16 protein-coding genes are annotated in these 17,254 nt (G+C 73.8%); 10 read left to right on the plus strand and 6 right to left on the minus strand.

The annotated features are described in order from the left end of the window. Positions 1-11: 11 nt before the first annotated feature. The gene (locus ABFT23_RS04195) at positions 12-935 is read right to left on the minus strand and encodes a diacylglycerol/lipid kinase family protein (RefSeq protein WP_347892814.1); all 924 of its coding nucleotides are present in this window, start codon (positions 933-935) and stop codon (positions 12-14) included. Positions 936-1,055: 120 nt separating this feature from the next. Between ABFT23_RS04195 and ABFT23_RS04200 the strand changes: the two genes are divergently transcribed. Next, positions 1,056-2,339 carry an adenylosuccinate synthase gene (locus ABFT23_RS04200; RefSeq protein ID WP_347892816.1) on the plus strand — a complete coding sequence of 428 codons (1,284 nt, stop codon included), beginning with the start codon at positions 1,056-1,058 and terminating at the stop codon, positions 2,337-2,339. 65 nt (positions 2,340-2,404) lie between these two features. Here the strand turns inward: ABFT23_RS04200 and ABFT23_RS04205 are convergent, their stop codons facing one another. Together ABFT23_RS04205 and ABFT23_RS04210 are read right to left on the minus strand one after the other, a co-directional pair. Continuing rightward, positions 2,405-4,570, minus strand: coding sequence for a protein kinase domain-containing protein (locus ABFT23_RS04205; protein ID WP_347892817.1), 2,166 nt, complete (start codon positions 4,568-4,570; stop codon positions 2,405-2,407). Continuing rightward, positions 4,567-6,747, minus strand: a complete 2,181-nt coding sequence (locus ABFT23_RS04210; protein WP_347892818.1) for a serine/threonine-protein kinase — start codon at positions 6,745-6,747, stop codon at positions 4,567-4,569. Before ABFT23_RS04210 ends, ABFT23_RS04205 begins: the two co-directional genes overlap by 4 nt. Positions 6,748-6,828: 81 nt before the next feature. Here ABFT23_RS04210 and purD point away from each other — a divergent pair, with 81 nt between their 5' ends. Genes purD through ABFT23_RS04235 form a run of 5 tightly spaced genes read left to right on the plus strand, consistent with a single transcriptional unit; the run spans position 6,829 to position 11,402 of the window. Then, positions 6,829-8,082 carry a phosphoribosylamine--glycine ligase gene (purD, locus tag ABFT23_RS04215; RefSeq protein ID WP_347892820.1) on the plus strand — a complete coding sequence of 418 codons (1,254 nt, stop codon included), beginning with the start codon at positions 6,829-6,831 and terminating at the stop codon, positions 8,080-8,082. A 40-nt stretch (positions 8,083-8,122) separates the two neighbouring features. Beyond that, complete coding sequence (locus tag ABFT23_RS04220; protein ID WP_347892821.1) at positions 8,123-8,707, plus strand: hypothetical protein; 585 nt, start codon at positions 8,123-8,125, stop codon at positions 8,705-8,707. Positions 8,708-8,755: 48 nt separating this feature from the next. After that, positions 8,756-9,298, plus strand: a complete 543-nt coding sequence (locus ABFT23_RS04225) for a DUF402 domain-containing protein (protein WP_347892822.1) — start codon at positions 8,756-8,758, stop codon at positions 9,296-9,298. Between the two features lie 59 nt (positions 9,299-9,357). Continuing rightward, complete coding sequence (gene purB, locus ABFT23_RS04230; RefSeq protein WP_347892823.1) at positions 9,358-10,788, plus strand: adenylosuccinate lyase; 1,431 nt, start codon at positions 9,358-9,360, stop codon at positions 10,786-10,788. A 23-nt stretch (positions 10,789-10,811) separates the two neighbouring features. Beyond that, positions 10,812-11,402, plus strand: a complete 591-nt coding sequence (locus tag ABFT23_RS04235; protein WP_347892825.1) for an antibiotic biosynthesis monooxygenase — start codon at positions 10,812-10,814, stop codon at positions 11,400-11,402. On the opposite strand, the gene ABFT23_RS04240 is transcribed toward ABFT23_RS04235, so the two are convergent. Continuing rightward, positions 11,335-12,756: an MFS transporter gene (locus tag ABFT23_RS04240; RefSeq protein WP_347892827.1), complete on the minus strand. Its 1,422-nt coding sequence runs from the start codon at positions 12,754-12,756 to the stop codon at positions 11,335-11,337. The genes ABFT23_RS04235 and ABFT23_RS04240 overlap by 68 nt on opposite strands. 56 nt (positions 12,757-12,812) lie before the next feature. Between ABFT23_RS04240 and ABFT23_RS04245 the strand changes: the two genes are divergently transcribed. Beyond that, positions 12,813-13,082, plus strand: coding sequence for an acylphosphatase (locus ABFT23_RS04245; protein WP_347892828.1), 270 nt, complete (start codon positions 12,813-12,815; stop codon positions 13,080-13,082). A gap of 1 nt (position 13,083) precedes the next feature. Here the strand turns inward: ABFT23_RS04245 and ABFT23_RS04250 are convergent, their stop codons facing one another. Next, positions 13,084-13,701 carry a hypothetical protein gene (locus ABFT23_RS04250; protein WP_347892830.1) on the minus strand — a complete coding sequence of 206 codons (618 nt, stop codon included), beginning with the start codon at positions 13,699-13,701 and terminating at the stop codon, positions 13,084-13,086. An 88-nt stretch (positions 13,702-13,789) separates the two neighbouring features. Between ABFT23_RS04250 and ABFT23_RS04255 the strand changes: the two genes are divergently transcribed. Both ABFT23_RS04255 and ABFT23_RS04260 read left to right on the plus strand, forming a co-directional pair. Continuing rightward, positions 13,790-14,281: a hypothetical protein gene (locus ABFT23_RS04255; protein WP_347892831.1), complete on the plus strand. Its 492-nt coding sequence runs from the start codon at positions 13,790-13,792 to the stop codon at positions 14,279-14,281. 43 nt (positions 14,282-14,324) lie between these two features. Next, the gene (locus ABFT23_RS04260) at positions 14,325-15,242 is read left to right on the plus strand and encodes a hypothetical protein (protein WP_347892832.1); all 918 of its coding nucleotides are present in this window, start codon (positions 14,325-14,327) and stop codon (positions 15,240-15,242) included. A 76-nt stretch (positions 15,243-15,318) separates the two neighbouring features. Here the strand turns inward: ABFT23_RS04260 and ABFT23_RS04265 are convergent, their stop codons facing one another. Then, complete coding sequence (locus ABFT23_RS04265; protein ID WP_347892834.1) at positions 15,319-16,281, minus strand: sulfotransferase family protein; 963 nt, start codon at positions 16,279-16,281, stop codon at positions 15,319-15,321. Positions 16,282-16,357: 76 nt separating this feature from the next. On the opposite strand from ABFT23_RS04265, the gene ABFT23_RS04270 reads away from it, so the two are divergent. Then, positions 16,358-17,254 (plus strand): phosphoribosylaminoimidazolesuccinocarboxamide synthase, encoded by an 897-nt coding sequence (locus ABFT23_RS04270; protein ID WP_457622988.1) that lies wholly within the window; start codon positions 16,358-16,360, stop codon positions 17,252-17,254.

Below are 17,254 nucleotides of genomic sequence, written 5' to 3' on the forward strand. Positions count from 1 at the left end.
CTATCGAGCGGCTACCGGGTCTCGGGCAGCACCATCGCGTAGGCCGACGGCTGCAGCGTCCAGGTGCGACGGCGCTCGGGCCCGTCGATCTCGCCGTCGGCGGAGATCCAGAACTCCTCGCCGCTCACCGAGACCTGCGAGCCGCGCAGGTAGTCGACCTCCTCGAGGTCGCGGTGGGAGGCCAGGCCGAGCCGGGCGGCGTAGACCAGCCGCGCGATCGGGCCGGTGGCCCGCGAGATCATCACGTCGGCCCGGCCGTCGCCGGGGTCGGCGTCGGGCGTGAGCTCGGTGCCGCCGCCGACGGAGGTGCCGTTGCCGACCGCGACCATCAGCACCTGCTCGTCGACGTCGACGACCACCTCGCCGTCGACCTCGACGCGCAGCCGGATGACCGGCGGGTGGTAGGCCGTCATGAGGGCGCCGATGGGGTAGCCGAGCTTGCCGAGGTTGACCTTGCCGACGCCGACCTTGCCGAGGCGGCCCTTCCACCGGTCGGCGCGCCGACTGGCGGCGGCCCCGGCGCCGACGTGCACGTTGTTGACGACGACCTGGCCGGTCTCGTCGACGAGCAGGTCGAGGCGTCGCGGGCGGCCGTCGAGCAGCACGCGGGCGGCGTCGGCGACGTCGAGCGGGATGCCGAGCGCCCGGGCGAAGTCGTTGCCGGTGCCGAGCGGCAGCAGGCCGAGCGTGGCGTCGCCGAGCTCGTTGCGCTTGTGCAGCTGCGACACGACGGCGTGCAGCGACCCGTCGCCGCCGGCGACCACGATCGTGCGCGACCCGGCCCGGTGCAGGACGCCGTCGAGCTCGCCCGGCTCGGAGGTCGCCTCGACTTCGACCGAGGCGTGTGGTCGCAGGACGGCGAGCGCCCGCTCGAGGTTCTCCTCGTCGGCGGTGCCCGCCCCGGAGTTGGTGATCACGAGGAGCGGGTCGGCCATGGCGTCCATCATGCCGGTTGTGGTCGCGGGCCGTCGGGGCGGCGGTCGGGCCCTGCTAGCGTGAGGCCGCAAGAGCCCCGGCCGCTGTTGCCGGGGCTTCGGCTATGTCGAGGAGAGAACATGCCCGCCATCGCGATCATCGGTGCCCAGTGGGGCGACGAGGGCAAGGGCAAGGCGACCGACCTGCTCGGCAGCCGGGTCGACGTCGTCGTGAAGTTCAACGGCGGCAACAACGCCGGCCACACCGTCGTCATCGAGGACGAGAAGTACGCCCTGCACCTGCTGCCCAGCGGCATCCTCAGCCCCAACGTGACCCCGGTGATCGGCAACGGCGTCGTCATCGACGTCGAGGTGCTGTTCAAGGAGCTCGACGACCTCACCGCCCGCGGCGTCGACGTCAGCCGGCTCAAGGTGAGCGCCAGCGCGCACGTCATCCCGAGCTACAACAAGGCCGTCGACAAGGTGACCGAGCGGTTCCTCGGCTCCCGCAAGCTGGGCACGACCGGTCGCGGCATCGGCCCCACCTACGCCGACAAGATGAACCGCATCGGCATCCGCGTGCAGGACCTGTTCGACGAGTCGATCCTGCGGCAGAAGGTGGAGGGGGCGCTCGACCTCAAGGGTCAGGTGCTCACCAAGATCTACAACCGCCGCGCGCCCGGCGTCGACGAGATCGTCGAGGAGCTGCTCTCCTACGCCGAGCGGCTCGCGCCGATGGTCGCCGACACCGGCCTCTACCTCAACCAGGCCCTCGACGCCGGCGACATCGTCCTCCTCGAGGCCGGTCAGGCCACCCTGCTCGACGTCGACCACGGCACGTACCCGTTCGTGACGTCGTCGTCGTGCACGGCCGCCGGCGCCTGCACCGGGTCGGGCATCCCGCCGATGCGGCTCGACCAGGTGATCGCGATCGTCAAGGCCTACACCACCCGCGTCGGTGAGGGACCGTTCCCCACCGAGCTCTTCGACGACAGCGGCGAGCACCTGCGCAAGACCGGCGCCGAGTACGGCACCACCACCGGGCGCCCGCGCCGGTGCGGCTGGTACGACGCCGTCATCGCCCGCTACGCCGCGCGCGTCAACGGTGTCACCGACTTCGTGCTCACCAAGCTCGACGTGCTCACCGGCCTCGAGCAGGTGCCGGTGTGCGTGGCCTACGACGTCGGCGGCGTGCGTCACGACGAGATGCCGGTCAACCAGTCCGACTTCCACCACGCCGTGCCGATCTACGAGTACCTCCCCGGCTGGTGGGAGGACATCTCCGAGTGCCGCACCTGGGACGACCTGCCGGCCAACGCCAAGGCCTACGTCGAGGCCGTCGAGAAGATGTCCGGTGCGCGCATCAGCGTCGTCGGCGTCGGGCCGTCGCGTGCGGCCACGATCGTGCGGCACGAGCTGATCTAGGCATCGATGATCGAGCCGGTCGACCCGCTAACGCGACTCGTGGCGGCTCGACCAGCGATGTCCGGTCAGTAGATGCCCAGGCTGACGCGGTCGACGAACACGGTGACGTCGGGCTTCAGCTTGGCCCGCCAGCCGGGGGCGAGCTCGAACGACGTGCCGGACGACCGGTAGGCGCGGAGGCCGTCGTCGGCGGAGAGCGTGATCATGTCGGCCAGGCCGTCGCCGTTGACGTCGCCGAGGGTCACGTACGAGCCCTTGCCGTAGTCGGGCCGGTCGTAGTCGTTCTCCTGGTCGGTCCAGAACCGGCCGGAGTCGAAGCGGCCGTCGGTGTACTCCCACACGACGGCGTCGGGTTGGTAGGGCGCGAGCCCGACGACCTCGAGGCGGCCGTCGCCGTCGACGTCGCCGAGGTCGAGTCGTTCGAGGCTGAAGTAGATGCCGTCGATCTCCTCGGGCACGTCCAGCGGCTTCCCGGCGAGCGTGAACGTGCCGTCGGAGGTGCCCGAGGAGAGCAGGACCCGGCCCTGGCGCACCGTGTAGCCCTGGTCGAGCGTGGCGTGGTGCATCAGGTCGTCGGCGCCGTCGCCGTCGAGGTCGCCGACCGCCCACCCGGCCTGGCGCGGGTCGAGCCTGCCCCGGAACCAGCGCCGCGGTTCGTCGAAGGTGCCGTCGCCCCGGCTGATGAGCACCGTCAGCTCGGTGGTGCGCAGGTTCGGGGCGGTGGCGATGACGATGTCGTCGACGTCGTCGCCGTCGACGTCGGCGAGCACGTAGTCGGTGTCGATGTCCTCGATCGAGCGCGGGGTGGACACCGGCGTCGGCGGCAGGGCGGTCGTGCCCGCGTCGTGCACCGTGACGACGACGGTGGGCGGCTCGCTCGAGAACTCGACGATGTCGGCGCGTCCGTCGCCCGTGACGTCGCCGGCCACGATGTTGCGACCGGCGATCGGACGGCGCTCGACCGCGGCCCAGCCGGACGCCGTCGACCGGGCGATGTAGGTGCGGTCGTAGCTCGACCAGATCGCGTCGAAGCGGCCGTCGCCGTCGAGGTCGTTGGCCACCGCGTCGACCGCGGCCGGCGGGGCCGAGGTGACCGGGGTGGACGGCGACCCGGAGGAGGTCGTCGACGTCGACGGCCCGGTCGTGCCCGGGCCGGGGTCGTCGCCCGCGCCGGCCACGACGGCGATCGTGGTGGCCACCCCGACGACGGCCACGACGGCGAGCACCGCGCCGACGACCACGCCGCGGCGTCGGCGTCGCGGCGGCGACGGCGACGGCGCGGGCAGCGTCTGCGGCAGCGACGGGTGGGAGGGGTGAGAAGGTGACGAGGGGTGCGAGGGGGGCGACGGCGGTCGCGGACCGACGAGCGGCGGCCCGCCCGGCAGCGGCGTGGCGCCCGACAGGGTGCCGGCCAGCTCGCGCAGGTCGTCGCGCAGCGCGGCCGCCGACGGGTAGCGCGCGGCGGCGTCCTTGGCCATCGAGCGGGCGAGCACGCGGTTGACCCCGCGGGTGGTGCCGTCGTCGCCGGGCAGCTGCGGCACCGGCGAGCCGACGTGCTGCATCGCGACCTCGACGTCGCTGCCCGTGTAGGGCGTGCGTCCGGTGAGCAGCTCGTGGAAGAGGCAGCCCACGGCGTAGACGTCGCTGGCCGGGCTGCCGACCTCGCCGCGCGCCCGTTCGGGGGCCAGGTAGTTCCAGGTGCCGGCGATCGCGCCTGGCGAGGTGAGCCCGGTCGACTCGGTCAGCGCGACGCCGAAGTCGCTCAGGTAGACGTGCAGGCGGTCGGTGCGCTCGTCGCGCAGCAGCACGTTGGCCGGCTTCACGTCTCTGTGGACGACGCCGACGGCGTGGGCGGCCACGAGCGCGTCGGCCACCTGGGAGGCCACCCTCGCGGCGAGGGCCGGGGGCATGGCGCCGCGGCGCTTGAGGAAGGCGCCGAGGTCGCCGCCGGCGGCGTACTGCATGGCGATGTAGGGCTGTCCCTCGTGCTCGCCGTGGTCGAAGATCGCGACGACGTGCGGCGAGTCGAGGCGGGCCAGCACCGCGGCCTCGCGCTGGAACCGCGTGGTGAACTCCGCCGACGTCGTGTGGTGCCCGAGCACGATCTTGAGCGCGACGCGGCGCCCGAGCCGGGTGTCGGTCGCGGCGTGGACGACGCCCATGCCGCCGAGGCCGATGACCTCGTCGAGGCGGTAGTGGCCGACGAGGTCGCCGGGTCGCGGGGCGCTCACGACGACGCCCGGTCGGAGACGCTGAAGTAGGGGCTCTCGGCGCCGAAGTCGCGCTTCCACGTGGCGAACGGGCGCGCGACCAGCTTCTCGCCGTCGGAGACCGCGACGATGATCCGGACCTGGCGACGTCCGGTCTGCACCGGCGAGACGAGGTCGTCGCGTCCGTCGCCGTCGACGTCGCTGACGCCGATGTCGCTGCCGTAGTCGCCGGTGTCGCCGATCGCCCCGGCCACGCGGGGCTTGGTGATCGCGCCGTCGCGCACGTCGAGGACCTCGACGATGGTCGTGCCGTCGCGCGGGGTCGCGGCGAGCACCTCGACGTCGTCGTCGCCGTCGACGTCGGCGGCGAGGATGTCGGTGAGGATCTCGCCCGGGAACGACCGTTGCGGCCCGCGCCTGACCCCGGTGCCGGTGCCGCGCCAGATGGTGAGGTCCTGGCGCCGCGCGAGCCCCTCGTCGCCGACCACGTGGACGACGGCGATGTCGGCGCGCTGGTCGCCGTCGACGTCGCCGACCTCGAAGTACGCCTCGCCGTAGGTGTAGGGCACGTCGACGAGGTCGATCGGCTTCTGCGCGACGCCGTCGAGCAGGGGCACGCCGACGAACGAGATGGGCGGCTTGTCGGTGTCGACCCAGCCGATGACGAGGTCGTCGGCGCCGTCGGCGTCGAGGTCGGCGGACGACACGAACGGCGTCGCCTTGCGGTAGGGGATCGAGCCGCTCACGGTGCCGCCGCCGCTGAGGTCGCCGGCGAGGGTGAGCGCGCCGTTCTTGCGGTCGACGACGAGCTGGACGACGTCGAGCAGGTCGTCACCGTCGAAGTCGCCCGGGACCTCGGAGGTGTAGCCGTCGTCGCTGACAGGGTTGCGCGTGGGCTCGTCCTGCTGCACGAGCGCGGTGCCGGTGGAGAGCCAGGTGGTGGTCTGGCCGTCGAAGCCGATGGTCACGTCGCCGAGGCCGTCGCGGTCGAGGTCGCCGGTGATCGGGCCGCGCGCGTCGACGCGGGTGGGCAGCGGCGGCTCGGACGGCGTGGGGGAGGGCGTGGGTGTGGGGGTGGGCGACGGGGTCGGCGTGGTCGAGCCGCCGGGCGAGGCCTCGGGGGTGTCGTCGCTCAGCCGCGGGATCGCGAACACGGCGCCGGCCACGGCGAGCACGGCCACGCAGCCGACGGTGAACGCGACCGCCGTCCGGCGCCGGCGTCCGGCGCCGGGGGCCGGCGTCGGGGTGGGCGGGGAGAGGCGGGGAGGCAGCGAGCCGAGCGAGACCTGGGCCATCGTCACCGCCTGGTCAGGCCGCTGCGCCGCGCCGAAGGACGCCGGGCCGCCGCGCAGCCCGGCGGCGGCGAGCAGGTCGGTGCGGGCGTGGTCGGCGGTGGGGTAGCGCTCGGCGGGGTCCTTGGCGAGGCAGCGTCGCAGCACGTGGTCGATGCGGCCGGTGAGCTCGTCGGTGCTGCCGGCGAGGGCCAGCTGAGGCAGGGGCGCCGTCTGGTGGGCCATGGCGATCTCGACGTCGGTGCCGCGGTAGGGCGGGGCCCCGGTGAGGGTGGCCCAGAGCAGGCAGCCGAGGGCGTAGACGTCGGAGGCCGGCGTGGCCGGGGCGCCGCGGCCGGTCTCGGGGGCCAGGTAGCTCCACGTGCCGGCGACGGCGCCGGCCCGGGTGATGCCGTCGGTCTCGGTGCGGGCGATGCCGAAGTCGCAGAGGTAGGCGTGGGGCGTGGGGTCGTCGGCGTCGCGGAGCAGCACGTTGGTGGGCTTGACGTCGCGGTGGACGACGCCGACGCGGTGGGCGTCGTGCAGGGCGTCGGCGACCTGGGCGCACACGGTGAGCGCGAGGGCCGGCGGCATCGGGCCGCGCTCGCGCAGCAGGTCGCCGAGGTCGCCGCCGCCGACGTACTGCGTGGCGATGAACGGGCAGCCGTCGTGGGTGCCGTAGTCGTAGATCGCGATGACGTGAGGCGAGTCGAGCTTGGCCAGCACCGAGGCCTCGCGGTGGAAGCGGCGGTGGAACTCGGCGGTCTGGGCCGCATCGCCCAGCCCGGCCGAGACGACCTTGAGCGCGACCGTGCGGCCGATCGAGGTGTCGGTGGCGCCGTAGACGACGCCCATGCCGCCGCGACCGATCTGCCGGTCGATGCGGTAGCGACCGAAGTGGTCGCCGGTGCGGGGGAGCGCAGGCACGGTGCTGTCCTTCCCTCCCCGGTGGCTGCCGAACCCGCACCCTACGCCGACTCCCGGCGGCGACCACTACCCTGAGGCTCCGTGAAGGTCCTCGTCATCGGCAACGGCGGCCGCGAGCACGCCCTCGCCCGCGCCCTGTCCCTCGATCCCGACGTGACCGAGGTGCACGCCGCCCCGGGCAACCCGGGCACGGCCACGGTCGCCACGCTGCACGACGTCGATCCGCTCGACGGCGAGGAGGTCGCCGCGCTCGCGGGCTCCCTCGGCGTCGACCTGGTGGTCGTCGGCCCCGAGGCGCCGCTCGTCGCGGGCGTCGCCGACGTCGTCATCGCCCGGGGCATCCCGGTCTTCGGCCCGACCGGCGCGGCCGCCCGGCTCGAGGGGTCCAAGGCCTTCGCCAAGGAGGTGATGGCCGCCGCCGGCGTGCCCACCGCCGCCGCCCACGTGTGCACCACCCCGGCCGAGGTCGCCGCCGCCCTCGACGAGCTCGGCGCCCCCTACGTGGTCAAGGACGACGGGCTCGCGGCCGGCAAGGGCGTCGTCGTCACCGACTCGCGCGACGAGGCCCTCGCCCACGCCGCCGGCTGCGAGCGCGTCGTCGTCGAGGAGTTCCTCGACGGGCCCGAGGTCTCGCTCTTCGCGCTGTGCAGCCACCGCGAGGCCGACGGCACCACCGTCTACCCCCTGCAGCCCGCCCAGGACTTCAAGCGCATCGGCGACGGCGACGCCGGCCCCAACACCGGCGGGATGGGCGCCTACACGCCGCTGCCGTGGGCACCCGACACGCTCGTGGTCGACGTGCTGCGTGACGTCCTGCAGCCCACCGTCGACGAGATGGCGCGCCGCGGCACGCCGTTCACCGGGCTGCTCTACGCCGGGCTCGCGCTGACCTCGCGCGGGGTGCGCGTCATCGAGTTCAACGCCCGCTTCGGCGACCCCGAGACCCAGCCGCTCCTCGCGCTGCTCGACTCCCCGCTCTCGCCGCTGCTGCTCGGCGCCGCGACCGGCACGCTGGCCGACGTCCCGCCGCCGGTGTTCAAGCCCGGCGCCGCGGTCGGCGTCGTCCTCGCCTCGGCCGGCTACCCGGCCTCCTCGTCGTCGGGCGACGTGATCACCGGCGTCGACGACGCCGAGGCCCTCGACGACGTCCACGTGGTCCAGGCCGGTACCGCCCTCGCGCCGTCCGGCGAGCTCGTGACCGCCGGGGGCCGCGTGCTCGCCGTCGTCGCGACGGGCGGCTCGGTCGCCGAGGCGCGCGCGACGGCCTACGACGGCGTGGCCCGGGTCGCGTTCCCGGGCGCCCAGCACCGCACCGACATCGCCGCCGGGGTCTGAGGCCGGTTTCGCCGCTGTCCGGCACGGAGACACTGGGCGCGTGAGCCCGCCGCCCTACCAGCCGTACGAGCCGGGCAAGCCGGGCGGCGACCTGCCTGCCGAGGTACGGGTGCCGATCAGCACCCCACGCTTCTTCCCGGTGCGCCTGGTGCGCAACGTCCTGGCCTTCGGCACCGGCCGGATGTCGGAGGTGACCGCGCGGCGCTTCCGCGACGACGCCCACCCGGAGGCGCCCCCGGTGACGGCCATGACCTTCTCGCCATTGTCGGTGCGCGAGACCGGGGCCGCCTACGTCTTCGACGCCCGCGGCCTGCGCCTCGAGGGCTACCGCCGGCTGCGGCTGGCGGTGGAGTGGACCGAGCTCGACCGCGTCGTGCTCGAGGTGCAGTCGTTCGCGGCCCTCGGTCTCGAGGGCCTGCGCGTCGCGATCTGGCCGCACGACCCGCACGGCTTCGCGCGGGCCCACCGCGGCGTCGAGGCCACCTGGGACGAGACCGCCGGCACGTGGTCACTGGTGCTCGCCAAGGCCCCGGTCGTGCCGCCCGAGAAGGTCGAGGCCGCCGTCGTCGGCCTGCGCCACGCCGGCCACCGGTTCACCGGCGAGGTCGTGCGCTCGTTCGGCTGACACCCCTTCGGGCGCCCTAGCCGCCCGCGACGCGGGTACGGCACGCCCGTGACCGTCTTCGAACCCGGGCGAGCCATCGTCAAGCGCGAGGTCTGGAAGGACCGGGCCTGGCTGCGCCTCCCCGTGACCGTGCTCGCCGACCACCCCGAGGCCGACGGCGGGGTGCTCGCCGTCCAGGTCGACGACGGCGCCACCTTCACCTTCGACGACGACCAGCCGCCCCACCCGTGGGCCGAGCGGGCGGCCTGGAGCGGCGCGACCGTGCTCCAGCTGCGTCGTCCGGGCGACTGGTACTCGGTGTGGAAGTTCTTCACCGACGGCGTCCTCGACTGCTGGTACGTCAACTTCGAGCGGCCCTACGCCCGCGTCGACGACGGCATCGACACCGACGACCTCGAGCTCGACCTGGTCGTCGAGCCCGACGGCAAGCGGGCCTGGAAGGACGTCGAGCGCCTGCACGACCGGCTCAGCGAGGGCCGGCTCAGCCTCGACGACCTCGGCCACGTGCTCGCCGCGGCCGCCGAGGTCGCCGACCGGCTCGACCGCGACGACCGGTGGTGGTCGGCCTGGGACGACTGGGTGCCCGCCTGACGCCCGGCCTCCACGGCGCGGGTCGGGACGGCGCGCGGCCACCTGCGAGAATCCGCCTCGTGACCGTGCCCAACGTCCTGGCCACCCGCTACGCCGGAGCCGACCTCGCCGAGATCTGGTCGCCCGAGCACAAGATCGTGCTCGAGCGGCAGCTGTGGATCGCCGTCCTCAAGGCCCAGCGCGACCTCGGCATCGCCGTCCCCGATGGCGCCGTGGAGGCCTACGAGGAGGTCGCCGCCCGCGGTGAGGACGCCGTCGACCTGGCCAGCATCGCGGCCCGCGAGCGGGTCACCCGGCACGACGTGAAGGCGCGCATCGAGGAGCTCAACGCCCTCGCCGGGCACGAGCAGATCCACAAGGGCATGACCTCGCGCGACCTCACCGAGAACGTCGAGCAGCTGCAGCTCAAGCAGTCGCTCGAGCTGCTGCGCGACCGCGCCGTCGCCACGCTCGCCCGCCTGGCCCGGCTCGCCGCCGAGCACGAGACCACGGTGATGGCCGGGCGCTCGCACAACGTCGCCGCGCAGGCCACCACGCTCGGCAAGCGGTTCGCCACCGTGGCCGACGAGCTGCTGATCGGCGTCGAGCGCATCGAGCAGCTGCTCGCCCGCTACCCGCTGCGCGGCATCAAGGGCCCGATGGGTACTGCGCAGGACATGCTCGACCTCCTCGACGGCGACGCCGCCAAGCTCGACCAGCTCGAGCAGCGGGTCGCCGCCCACCTCGGCTTCGAGCGCGTGCTGACCAGCGTCGGCCAGGTCTACCCGCGCAGCCTCGACTTCGACGTGCTCTCGGCCGTCGTCCAGCTGGTCGCGGCGCCGTCGAACCTGGCCACGACGATCCGGCTCATGGCCGGCAACGAGATCGTCACCGAGGGGTTCAAGGAGGGCCAGGTCGGCTCGTCGGCCATGCCGCACAAGATGAACACCCGCTCGTGCGAGCGGGTCAACGGCCTCGCCGTCGTCACCCGCGGCTACCTGTCGATGGTCGGCGAGCTGGCCGGCGACCAGTGGAACGAGGGTGACGTGTCGTGCTCGGTCGTGCGCCGGGTCGCGCTGCCCGACGCCTTCTTCGCCGCCGACGGGCTGTTCCAGACCTTCCTGACCGTGCTCGACGAGTTCGGCGCGTTCCCGGCCGTCATCCAGCGCGAGCTCGACCGCTACCTGCCGTTCCTGGCCACCACCAAGGTGCTCATGGCCGCCGTCCGCAACGGCGTCGGCCGCGAGGCCGCGCACGAGGCGATCAAGGAGGCCGCCGTCGGCACGGCGCTGGCGATGCGCCAGGGCCAGGCCGACAACGACGTGTTCGCCAAGCTGGCCGCCGACCCCCGCCTCGGCCTGACCGAGTCGCAGCTCGCCGGCCTCGTCGCCGACCCGATCACGTTCACCGGCGCCGCGGTCGCGCAGACCCAGGCCGTCGTCCGGCAGGTCGAGGCACTGGCCGAGCGGCACCCGCAGGCGGCGGCCTACGCGCCCGGCGCGATCCTGTAGCGCGCCTGCGCGACCATGGGGGCATGACCGCCCCCGTCACCGTCGCGATCACGCGCCACCTCGCCACCGGTCACGAGCCGGAGATGATGAGCTGGCTCAACGCCGGCATCACGCTGGCCGAGAAGTTCCCCGGCTTCCTCGGCGCCGGGTGGGTGCGCACCGAGGCCGACTCGGAGGAGTGGCACATGCTCTACCGCTTCGCCGACCAGGGCTCGCTCGATGCGTGGGAGCACAGCCCGCAACGCGCGTGGTGGCGCTCGGCGGCGTCCGGCCTCGGCGTCGTCGAGGCCCGGGTGGAGAAGCGCACCGGCATCGAGGGCTGGTTCGACGTCCCGGCCTCGACGGTGCTCGAGTCGGGTGCCGCGCCGCCGACGGCGCCGCCGCGGTGGAAGCAGGCGACGACGATCTTCCTGGTCTTCTTCCCGCTGAGCGTGCTGGTCAACTACGCCGCGCGCGAGTGGCTCGCCGACGTCTGGCTGCCGGCGCGGGTGCTGATCACCGTGCTGGTGATGACGCCGCTGATGACCTACGTGTTCCTGCCGTGGATCACGCGTCGGCTGCAGTGGTGGCTGAGTGGTCGGCCGGCGCCGTGGCGGACGTCGTCGCCGTCCTGATCGCGACGAGCAGCGCCAGCGAGAGCACCGCGATCGCGGTGAGCAGCGAGGCCCGCAGCCCGGCGAGCTGGAAGACCGTGACCAGCAGCGCGGCGCCGAGGGCCGAGCCGATGCGCTGCCCGGTCTGGACGGCGCCACCGGCCGCGCCGCCCATGCGCGGCGGCACCTCGGCCAGGGTGAGGGTCAGGTTCGGCGAGACGACCGCGCCGCCGCCGAGCCCGGCCAGGAACAGCGCCGGCAGCAGCGCCCACCACAGGTCGCCGTCGGCGGCCCCGGGCACCAGCAGCGCCAGCAGCAGGACGCCGGTGCCCATCGTCACGAGAGCGCCGACGGTGAGGCGTCGTCCGACCGTGGTGACGACGCGACCGGCGAGCGGGGACGAGATGGCCGAGCCCAGCGCGAAGGGCGTGATGAGCAGCCCGGCGTGCAGCGGCGAGAAGCCTCGGTCGTCCTGCAGCCACACCGAGAAGACCAGCAGGATGCCGGTGAACCCGGTGAAGTAGAGCGCGCCGACCGACAGCCCGCCGGCGAAGCCGGCCGTGCGGCGCAGCAGGCCGACGTCGAGCAGGGGCGCGTGCCCGCGGCGGGTGAGCCGGTGCTCCCACCGCACGAAGGCGACGGCGAAGGCCGGCACTCCGAGCAGCAGCACCAGCGGCCACCGCTGCCCGGCCTCGAGCGAGACGATCGGGTAGAGCAGGCACAGCACGGCAGCCCCGAGCAGCGTGGCGCCGACGACGTCGATGCGCCGGTCGCCGGGGTCGGCGTCGTCGACACGACCGGGCACCAGCCGCAGCACGCCGACCAGGGCCACCACCCCGATCGGCACGTTGACCAGGAACAGCCAGCGCCAGCCGTCGTCCTCGCCGGCGACGGCGATGATCGCCCCGCCGAGGACCGGACCGGTCGCCGAGGCGATCGAGACGGTCAGCCCGAACAGTCCGAAGGCGCGCCCGCGCTCGGCGCCGCGGAACAGCACCTGGATCAGCCCGGAGTTCTGCGGGGTGAGCAGCCCGGCCGAGGCGCCCTGGGCGAGGCGGGCCACGATCACCAGCTCGGCCGACGGCGCCAGGCCCACCGCGGCGCTCGAGGCGGTGAACAGCACCAGCCCGATCACCATCAGCCGCTTGCGTCCGTAGGCGTCGCCCAGCCGGCCGCCCGCGACCAGCGTGAGCCCGAAGGCGAGCGCGTAGCCCGAGACGACCCACTGGATCGTCGAGGCGCTCGTGTCGAGACCCTCCTGCATCGACGGGATCGCCACGTTGACGATCGTGACGTCGAGCAGGGACATGAACCCGACGACCAGCGAGACCGACAGGATGCGCCAGCGGCGGGGGTCGGGGGCGTCGTCGGTCACCGCACCACCCTGACCGACGTGGACACCGCGCAGCACCGCTCGACAGGGTGGTGACCATGAGCCGAGCAGTCGAGGTCGTGGTGAGCGGGGTCGTGCAGGGCGTCTCGTTCCGCTGGTACGCCGAGCAGGAGGGTCGCCGGCTGGGGCTGGCCGGCTGGGTGCGCAACGAGCCCGACGGGACCGTGCGCGGTCACGCCGAGGGCGATCCCGACGCCGTCGACGCCTGGGTCGCGTGGTGCCGCAAGGGCTCGCCGGCGGCGTCGGTCGAGCGGGTCGAGGTGCAGGAGGCGGCGGTCGAGGGCTCGACCGGGTTCGTGACGCGCTGACTCAGGCGCGTGCGTCGCCACCCCAGTTGGCGAGCTTGGTGGCGATCGTGTGCAGGTCGGCGCGCCACACGTCGACGGGGCCGGGCGGGATGATGTCGTCCCACTCGACGGCCTGCGAGCCGTGGACGCCGGTCAGGCGGGCGGTGCGGGCGTAGAACCGCTGGCGCAGGTGCGAGCCGCCGTCGCCGGAGCGGCTGACGTGCACGCGTCCGATGTGGGGCAGGTTCTCGATGATCCGGACCAGCCGGTTGCTGATGCGGCCCAGCTGCGAGGCGAGCTCGTCGTCGAGGTTGCCCATGTCGACGTGCTCGCGCGGGTGCAGCACGAGAGCCACCGGCGACCCGGTCGGGCGGCCGGGGTGGGTGAGCACCCAGGTGTCGTCCTCCCACGCGATGACGGCGGGGTCGAACCCGGCGCACGCCTCGCACGGCTTCTCGGGGATCTCGCCGAAGCGGCCCGGGTCGTCGGCCGGCGGCGGCAGCTGCTTGGGCACGATCGCGCCGTCGGCGACCTCCCACGGGAAGTTGGCCCAGCCGGCCGACGGTGGGAGGGGCAGCCGGCCGTCGGGGCCGACCGCGCCGGAGATGCGTGCGTGGACCTCTTCTGCGGACTGCGGCATGCCGCAAAGCGTGCCACCCGCGCTGCTCGCGCCCGACGCGAGGGTCTTCCCCGATGCCGTCGCCGCCCACCCGTGTGAGCGTGGAGGCATGCGCACCCACACCCGCATCGCCACGTTCCTCGGAGCCCTGCTGCTGGGCCTCGGCACGCTCGTCGCCACCGCCGGGACGGCGTCCGCCGTCACCCAGGCCGAGGCCGAGTCGGCCTTCCGCGCGGCCGGCATCACGTGGTCGTCGTCCGGGGGCTGCACGACCCAGAGCAACCCGACCTGCACCTCGTTCTCGGGCCTGCGCCAGACCTCCGTCGACGGCGCCCGCACGCTCCGGAGCGCGAGCGGGTGCGCCCTCAACATCACCGGCGGCACCGAGGTCGGGCACGCCGGCGGCACCTACAGCCACACCAACGGCTACAAGCTCGACTTCACCCGGTCGAGCTGCCTGACCGGCTGGGTCACCGGCACCTACACCTACATCGGCGTGCGCAGCGACGGCGCCCGGCTCTACCGGTCGGCGTCCGGCAACGAGTACGCCGACGAGGGCAACCACTGGGACGTCACCTTCTACAGCTGCGGTGGTTGTTGAGCGGCATGAATTGTCGACTCGACAACTCGACTAACATGGGCGCATGCCCACGCTCGACGAGCTCGCCCTCCCGACGCCCCACGACGCCGAGGTCGTCGTGCCCGCACCGGGACCGGGCCCCGGCAACTGGTCCGGCGCCGCGAGCGCGGTGCTGGTCGACCGCACGTTCTGGCTGACCTGGCGCACGCGTCGTCCGCTCACCGAGGGCCGCGGGGTCACCGTCGTGGTGGCCTCCTCGCCCGACGGCGTGCGCTTCACCCCGGTCGCCGAGGTGCACCGCGACGCGTTCGGCTGCGAGTCGTTCGAGCGACCCGTGCTGGTGCCGGTGCCCGGCGTCGGCTGGCGCCTGTACCTGTCGTGCGCCACCTACGACTCCAAGCACTGGTGGGTCGACAGCCTGACCGCGGCCACCCCGGCCGACCTGCCTGCGGGCGAGCGCCGGGTCGTGCTGCCGGGCGACGCCGGCGCCGACGGCGTCGCGGTCAAGGACCCCGTGATCACCCACGACCCGGCGCGCCTCGACGGCTGGGACATGTGGCTGTGCTGCCACCCGCTCGCCGACCCCGGTCACGAGGACCGGATGACGACGCGGCACCTCACCTCGTCCGACGGCCTCGTCTGGACCGACCGCGGCGAGGTGCTCGCCGGCCGCCCCGGCGCCTGGGACGAGCGAGGTGCGAGGGTCACCGCCGTCCTGCCGGCGGTCGACGGCCAGCCGCTCCGGGCGCTGTACGACGGCCGCCCCGACGCGGCGTCCAACTGGCACGAGACCACGGGCCTCGCGGTCTGGGACGGCGACCGCTTCGTCGCCGACGCCGCCGTCGGCCCGATCTCCTCACCCGACTCCGACGGCGCCTGGCGCTACGCCGCCGCCGTCCCGCTGCCCGACGGGCGCGTGCGCTACTACGTCGAGGCCGCCCGCCCCGACGGTGCGCACGACCTGGTCACCGTCGTCCGCTGACGTCGGTCCGGCCGGTGGCCGTGGTCCTCATCGAGCGATCGCGCGGAAACGACCACGGCTCGGGCCGGCGACGACGTCAGGACTTCTTCGCCCGCTCGTCGAACGAGCCGCGCGAGACCGGTGACAGCCAGTCGTGGAAGCTCTCCCCGGTGAGCCGGGAGAGCAGGCCGATGTCGTCGGCGTACTCCCGGATCAGCTCGGCGCGCTGCTCCTCGGCCAGGCGCGGGCGGTGGGTGTCGCGGCCGCTGAGCCGGGCGACGAGCGGCGCCGAGGCGCGGCGCCACAGGTGCGGCGGCACGAACTGGGCGGCGGCGGCGCCGGCGCGCACGACCGGGCCCAGGGTGCGGGTGCGCCAGCCGGGCTCGACGTAGGAGCGCGCGTTGTCGCGGGGGATCGCGTCGACCAGGCCCTCGCGGATGCCGAGGAAGCGGCAGGCGGTGTCGACGGCGACCGCGGGCTCGTCGACGAGGGCGCGGTAGCGCATCACCAGCACCCGCTCGCGCGGCACGTGCTCGAAGAGGTGCTGCAGCTGCTCGCCGTAGCGGCCGAGCTCCCGGTAGCGCCAGAACGGCGCGTAGCCACGCTCCACCCGCTGGTCCTCGAGGTCGAACGCGCGGCGGAAGTCGGCCTCGGGCTCGAGGCCGTCGGACCACAGGTGCATCCAGTTGCTGTAGGCGCGGTCGACCGGGTCGCGGACGACGGCGATGAGTCGGACGTCGGGCAGGGCGGCGCCGATGCGGCGGTGGGCGCCACGGCTCCACAGGTAGAAGGGCGTGCTCTCGCCGCGCACCTGGTCGTCGCGGGCGCCGTCGAACAGGCGGGCGTAGTCGCGCGAGCGCCAGAGCCACTCCTGCTGCGAGTGCCGGTCGCCCGGTCCGTTCCAGTGCGGGGGAGGGGCGTCGTCGCACAGCCAGTACTTCGGCTCCTTGGGGCGGGTCAGGAACGCGTCGGGGTGCTGGGTGAGCGCGGTGTGCAGCGCGGTGGTGCCGGCCTTGGGCGCGCCGACGATGAGGAAGTCCGGTCCCGGGACGCGCGCCATGTAACAAGATTAGATCAGGTGACAAAGGCAGGAAAGCCGGTCCAGGCCTCACCACTACGATGCGTGCGTGCTCAACATCCCCGAGGCGCCCGCGATCGAGGGGGCCACCCACCTCCACTCCGGCAAGGTGCGCGACCTCTACGAGCTGACCACCGGACCGCACCGGGGACACCTGCTCATGGTGGCCAGCGACCGGATCTCGATCTTCGACTTCGTGCTCGACTCCACCATCCCGGACAAGGGCGAGATCCTCACGCGGATGTCGCTGTGGTGGTTCGACCAGCTCGCCGACCTCGTGCCGGGACACGTCGTCTCCACCGACGTGCCGGCCTCGGTGGCCGGTCGCGCCGTCGTCTGCGAGCGGCTCGACATGTACCCGGTCGAGTGCGTCGCCCGCGGCTACCTCACCGGCTCGGGTCTCCTCGACTACCAGGCGTCCGGCGAGGTGTGCGGCATCGCGTTGCCGGGCGGGCTGGTCGACGGCAGCCGGCTGCCCGAGCCGATCTTCACGCCGGCCACGAAGGCCGACCTCGGCGACCACGACGAGAACGTCTCCTACGCCGCCGTCGAGGCCACGATCGGCCCCGACGCCGCGGCCACGCTGCGCGACCTCACCCTGCAGGTCTACCGTCGCGCCGAGTCGATCGCGCGTGAGCGCGGCATCATCCTGGCCGACACCAAGCTCGAGCTCGGCGTCCGTGGCGAGGGTTCCGACGCGCCGGGCGCCGTCGTCCTCGGCGACGAGGTGCTCACCCCCGACTCGTCGCGCTTCTGGCCGGCCGACGACTGGACGCCGGGCCGCCCGCAGGCCTCCTACGACAAGCAGATCGTGCGCAACTGGGCCCTCTCGCCCGAGTCCGGCTGGGACAAGACGTCCGGTGAGGCGCCGCCGCCGCTGCCGACCGAGGTCATCGAGCGCACCCGCGCCCGTTACGTCGAGGCCTATGAGCTGCTGACGGGTGAGCGCTGGTAG

Source organism: Nocardioides secundeburneus (assembly GCF_039939255.1).
Lineage (GTDB): Bacteria > Actinomycetota > Actinomycetes > Propionibacteriales > Nocardioidaceae > Nocardioides.

What these genes read in the sequence shown, in the direction of transcription:
- ABFT23_RS04195 (WP_347892814.1), bottom strand. Translation starts at nt 935, where the DNA reads ATGGCCGACCCGCTCCTCGTGATCACCAACTCCGGGGCGGGCACCGCC.
- ABFT23_RS04200 (WP_347892816.1), top strand. Translation starts at nt 1,056, where the DNA reads ATGCCCGCCATCGCGATCATCGGTGCCCAGTGGGGCGACGAGGGCAAG.
- ABFT23_RS04235 (WP_347892825.1), top strand. Translation starts at nt 10,812, where the DNA reads ATGACCGCCCCCGTCACCGTCGCGATCACGCGCCACCTCGCCACCGGT.
- ABFT23_RS04245 (WP_347892828.1), top strand. Translation starts at nt 12,813, where the DNA reads ATGAGCCGAGCAGTCGAGGTCGTGGTGAGCGGGGTCGTGCAGGGCGTC.
- ABFT23_RS04250 (WP_347892830.1), bottom strand. Translation starts at nt 13,701, where the DNA reads ATGCCGCAGTCCGCAGAAGAGGTCCACGCACGCATCTCCGGCGCGGTC.
- ABFT23_RS04255 (WP_347892831.1), top strand. Translation starts at nt 13,790, where the DNA reads ATGCGCACCCACACCCGCATCGCCACGTTCCTCGGAGCCCTGCTGCTG.
- ABFT23_RS04260 (WP_347892832.1), top strand. Translation starts at nt 14,325, where the DNA reads ATGCCCACGCTCGACGAGCTCGCCCTCCCGACGCCCCACGACGCCGAG.
- ABFT23_RS04265 (WP_347892834.1), bottom strand. Translation starts at nt 16,281, where the DNA reads ATGGCGCGCGTCCCGGGACCGGACTTCCTCATCGTCGGCGCGCCCAAG.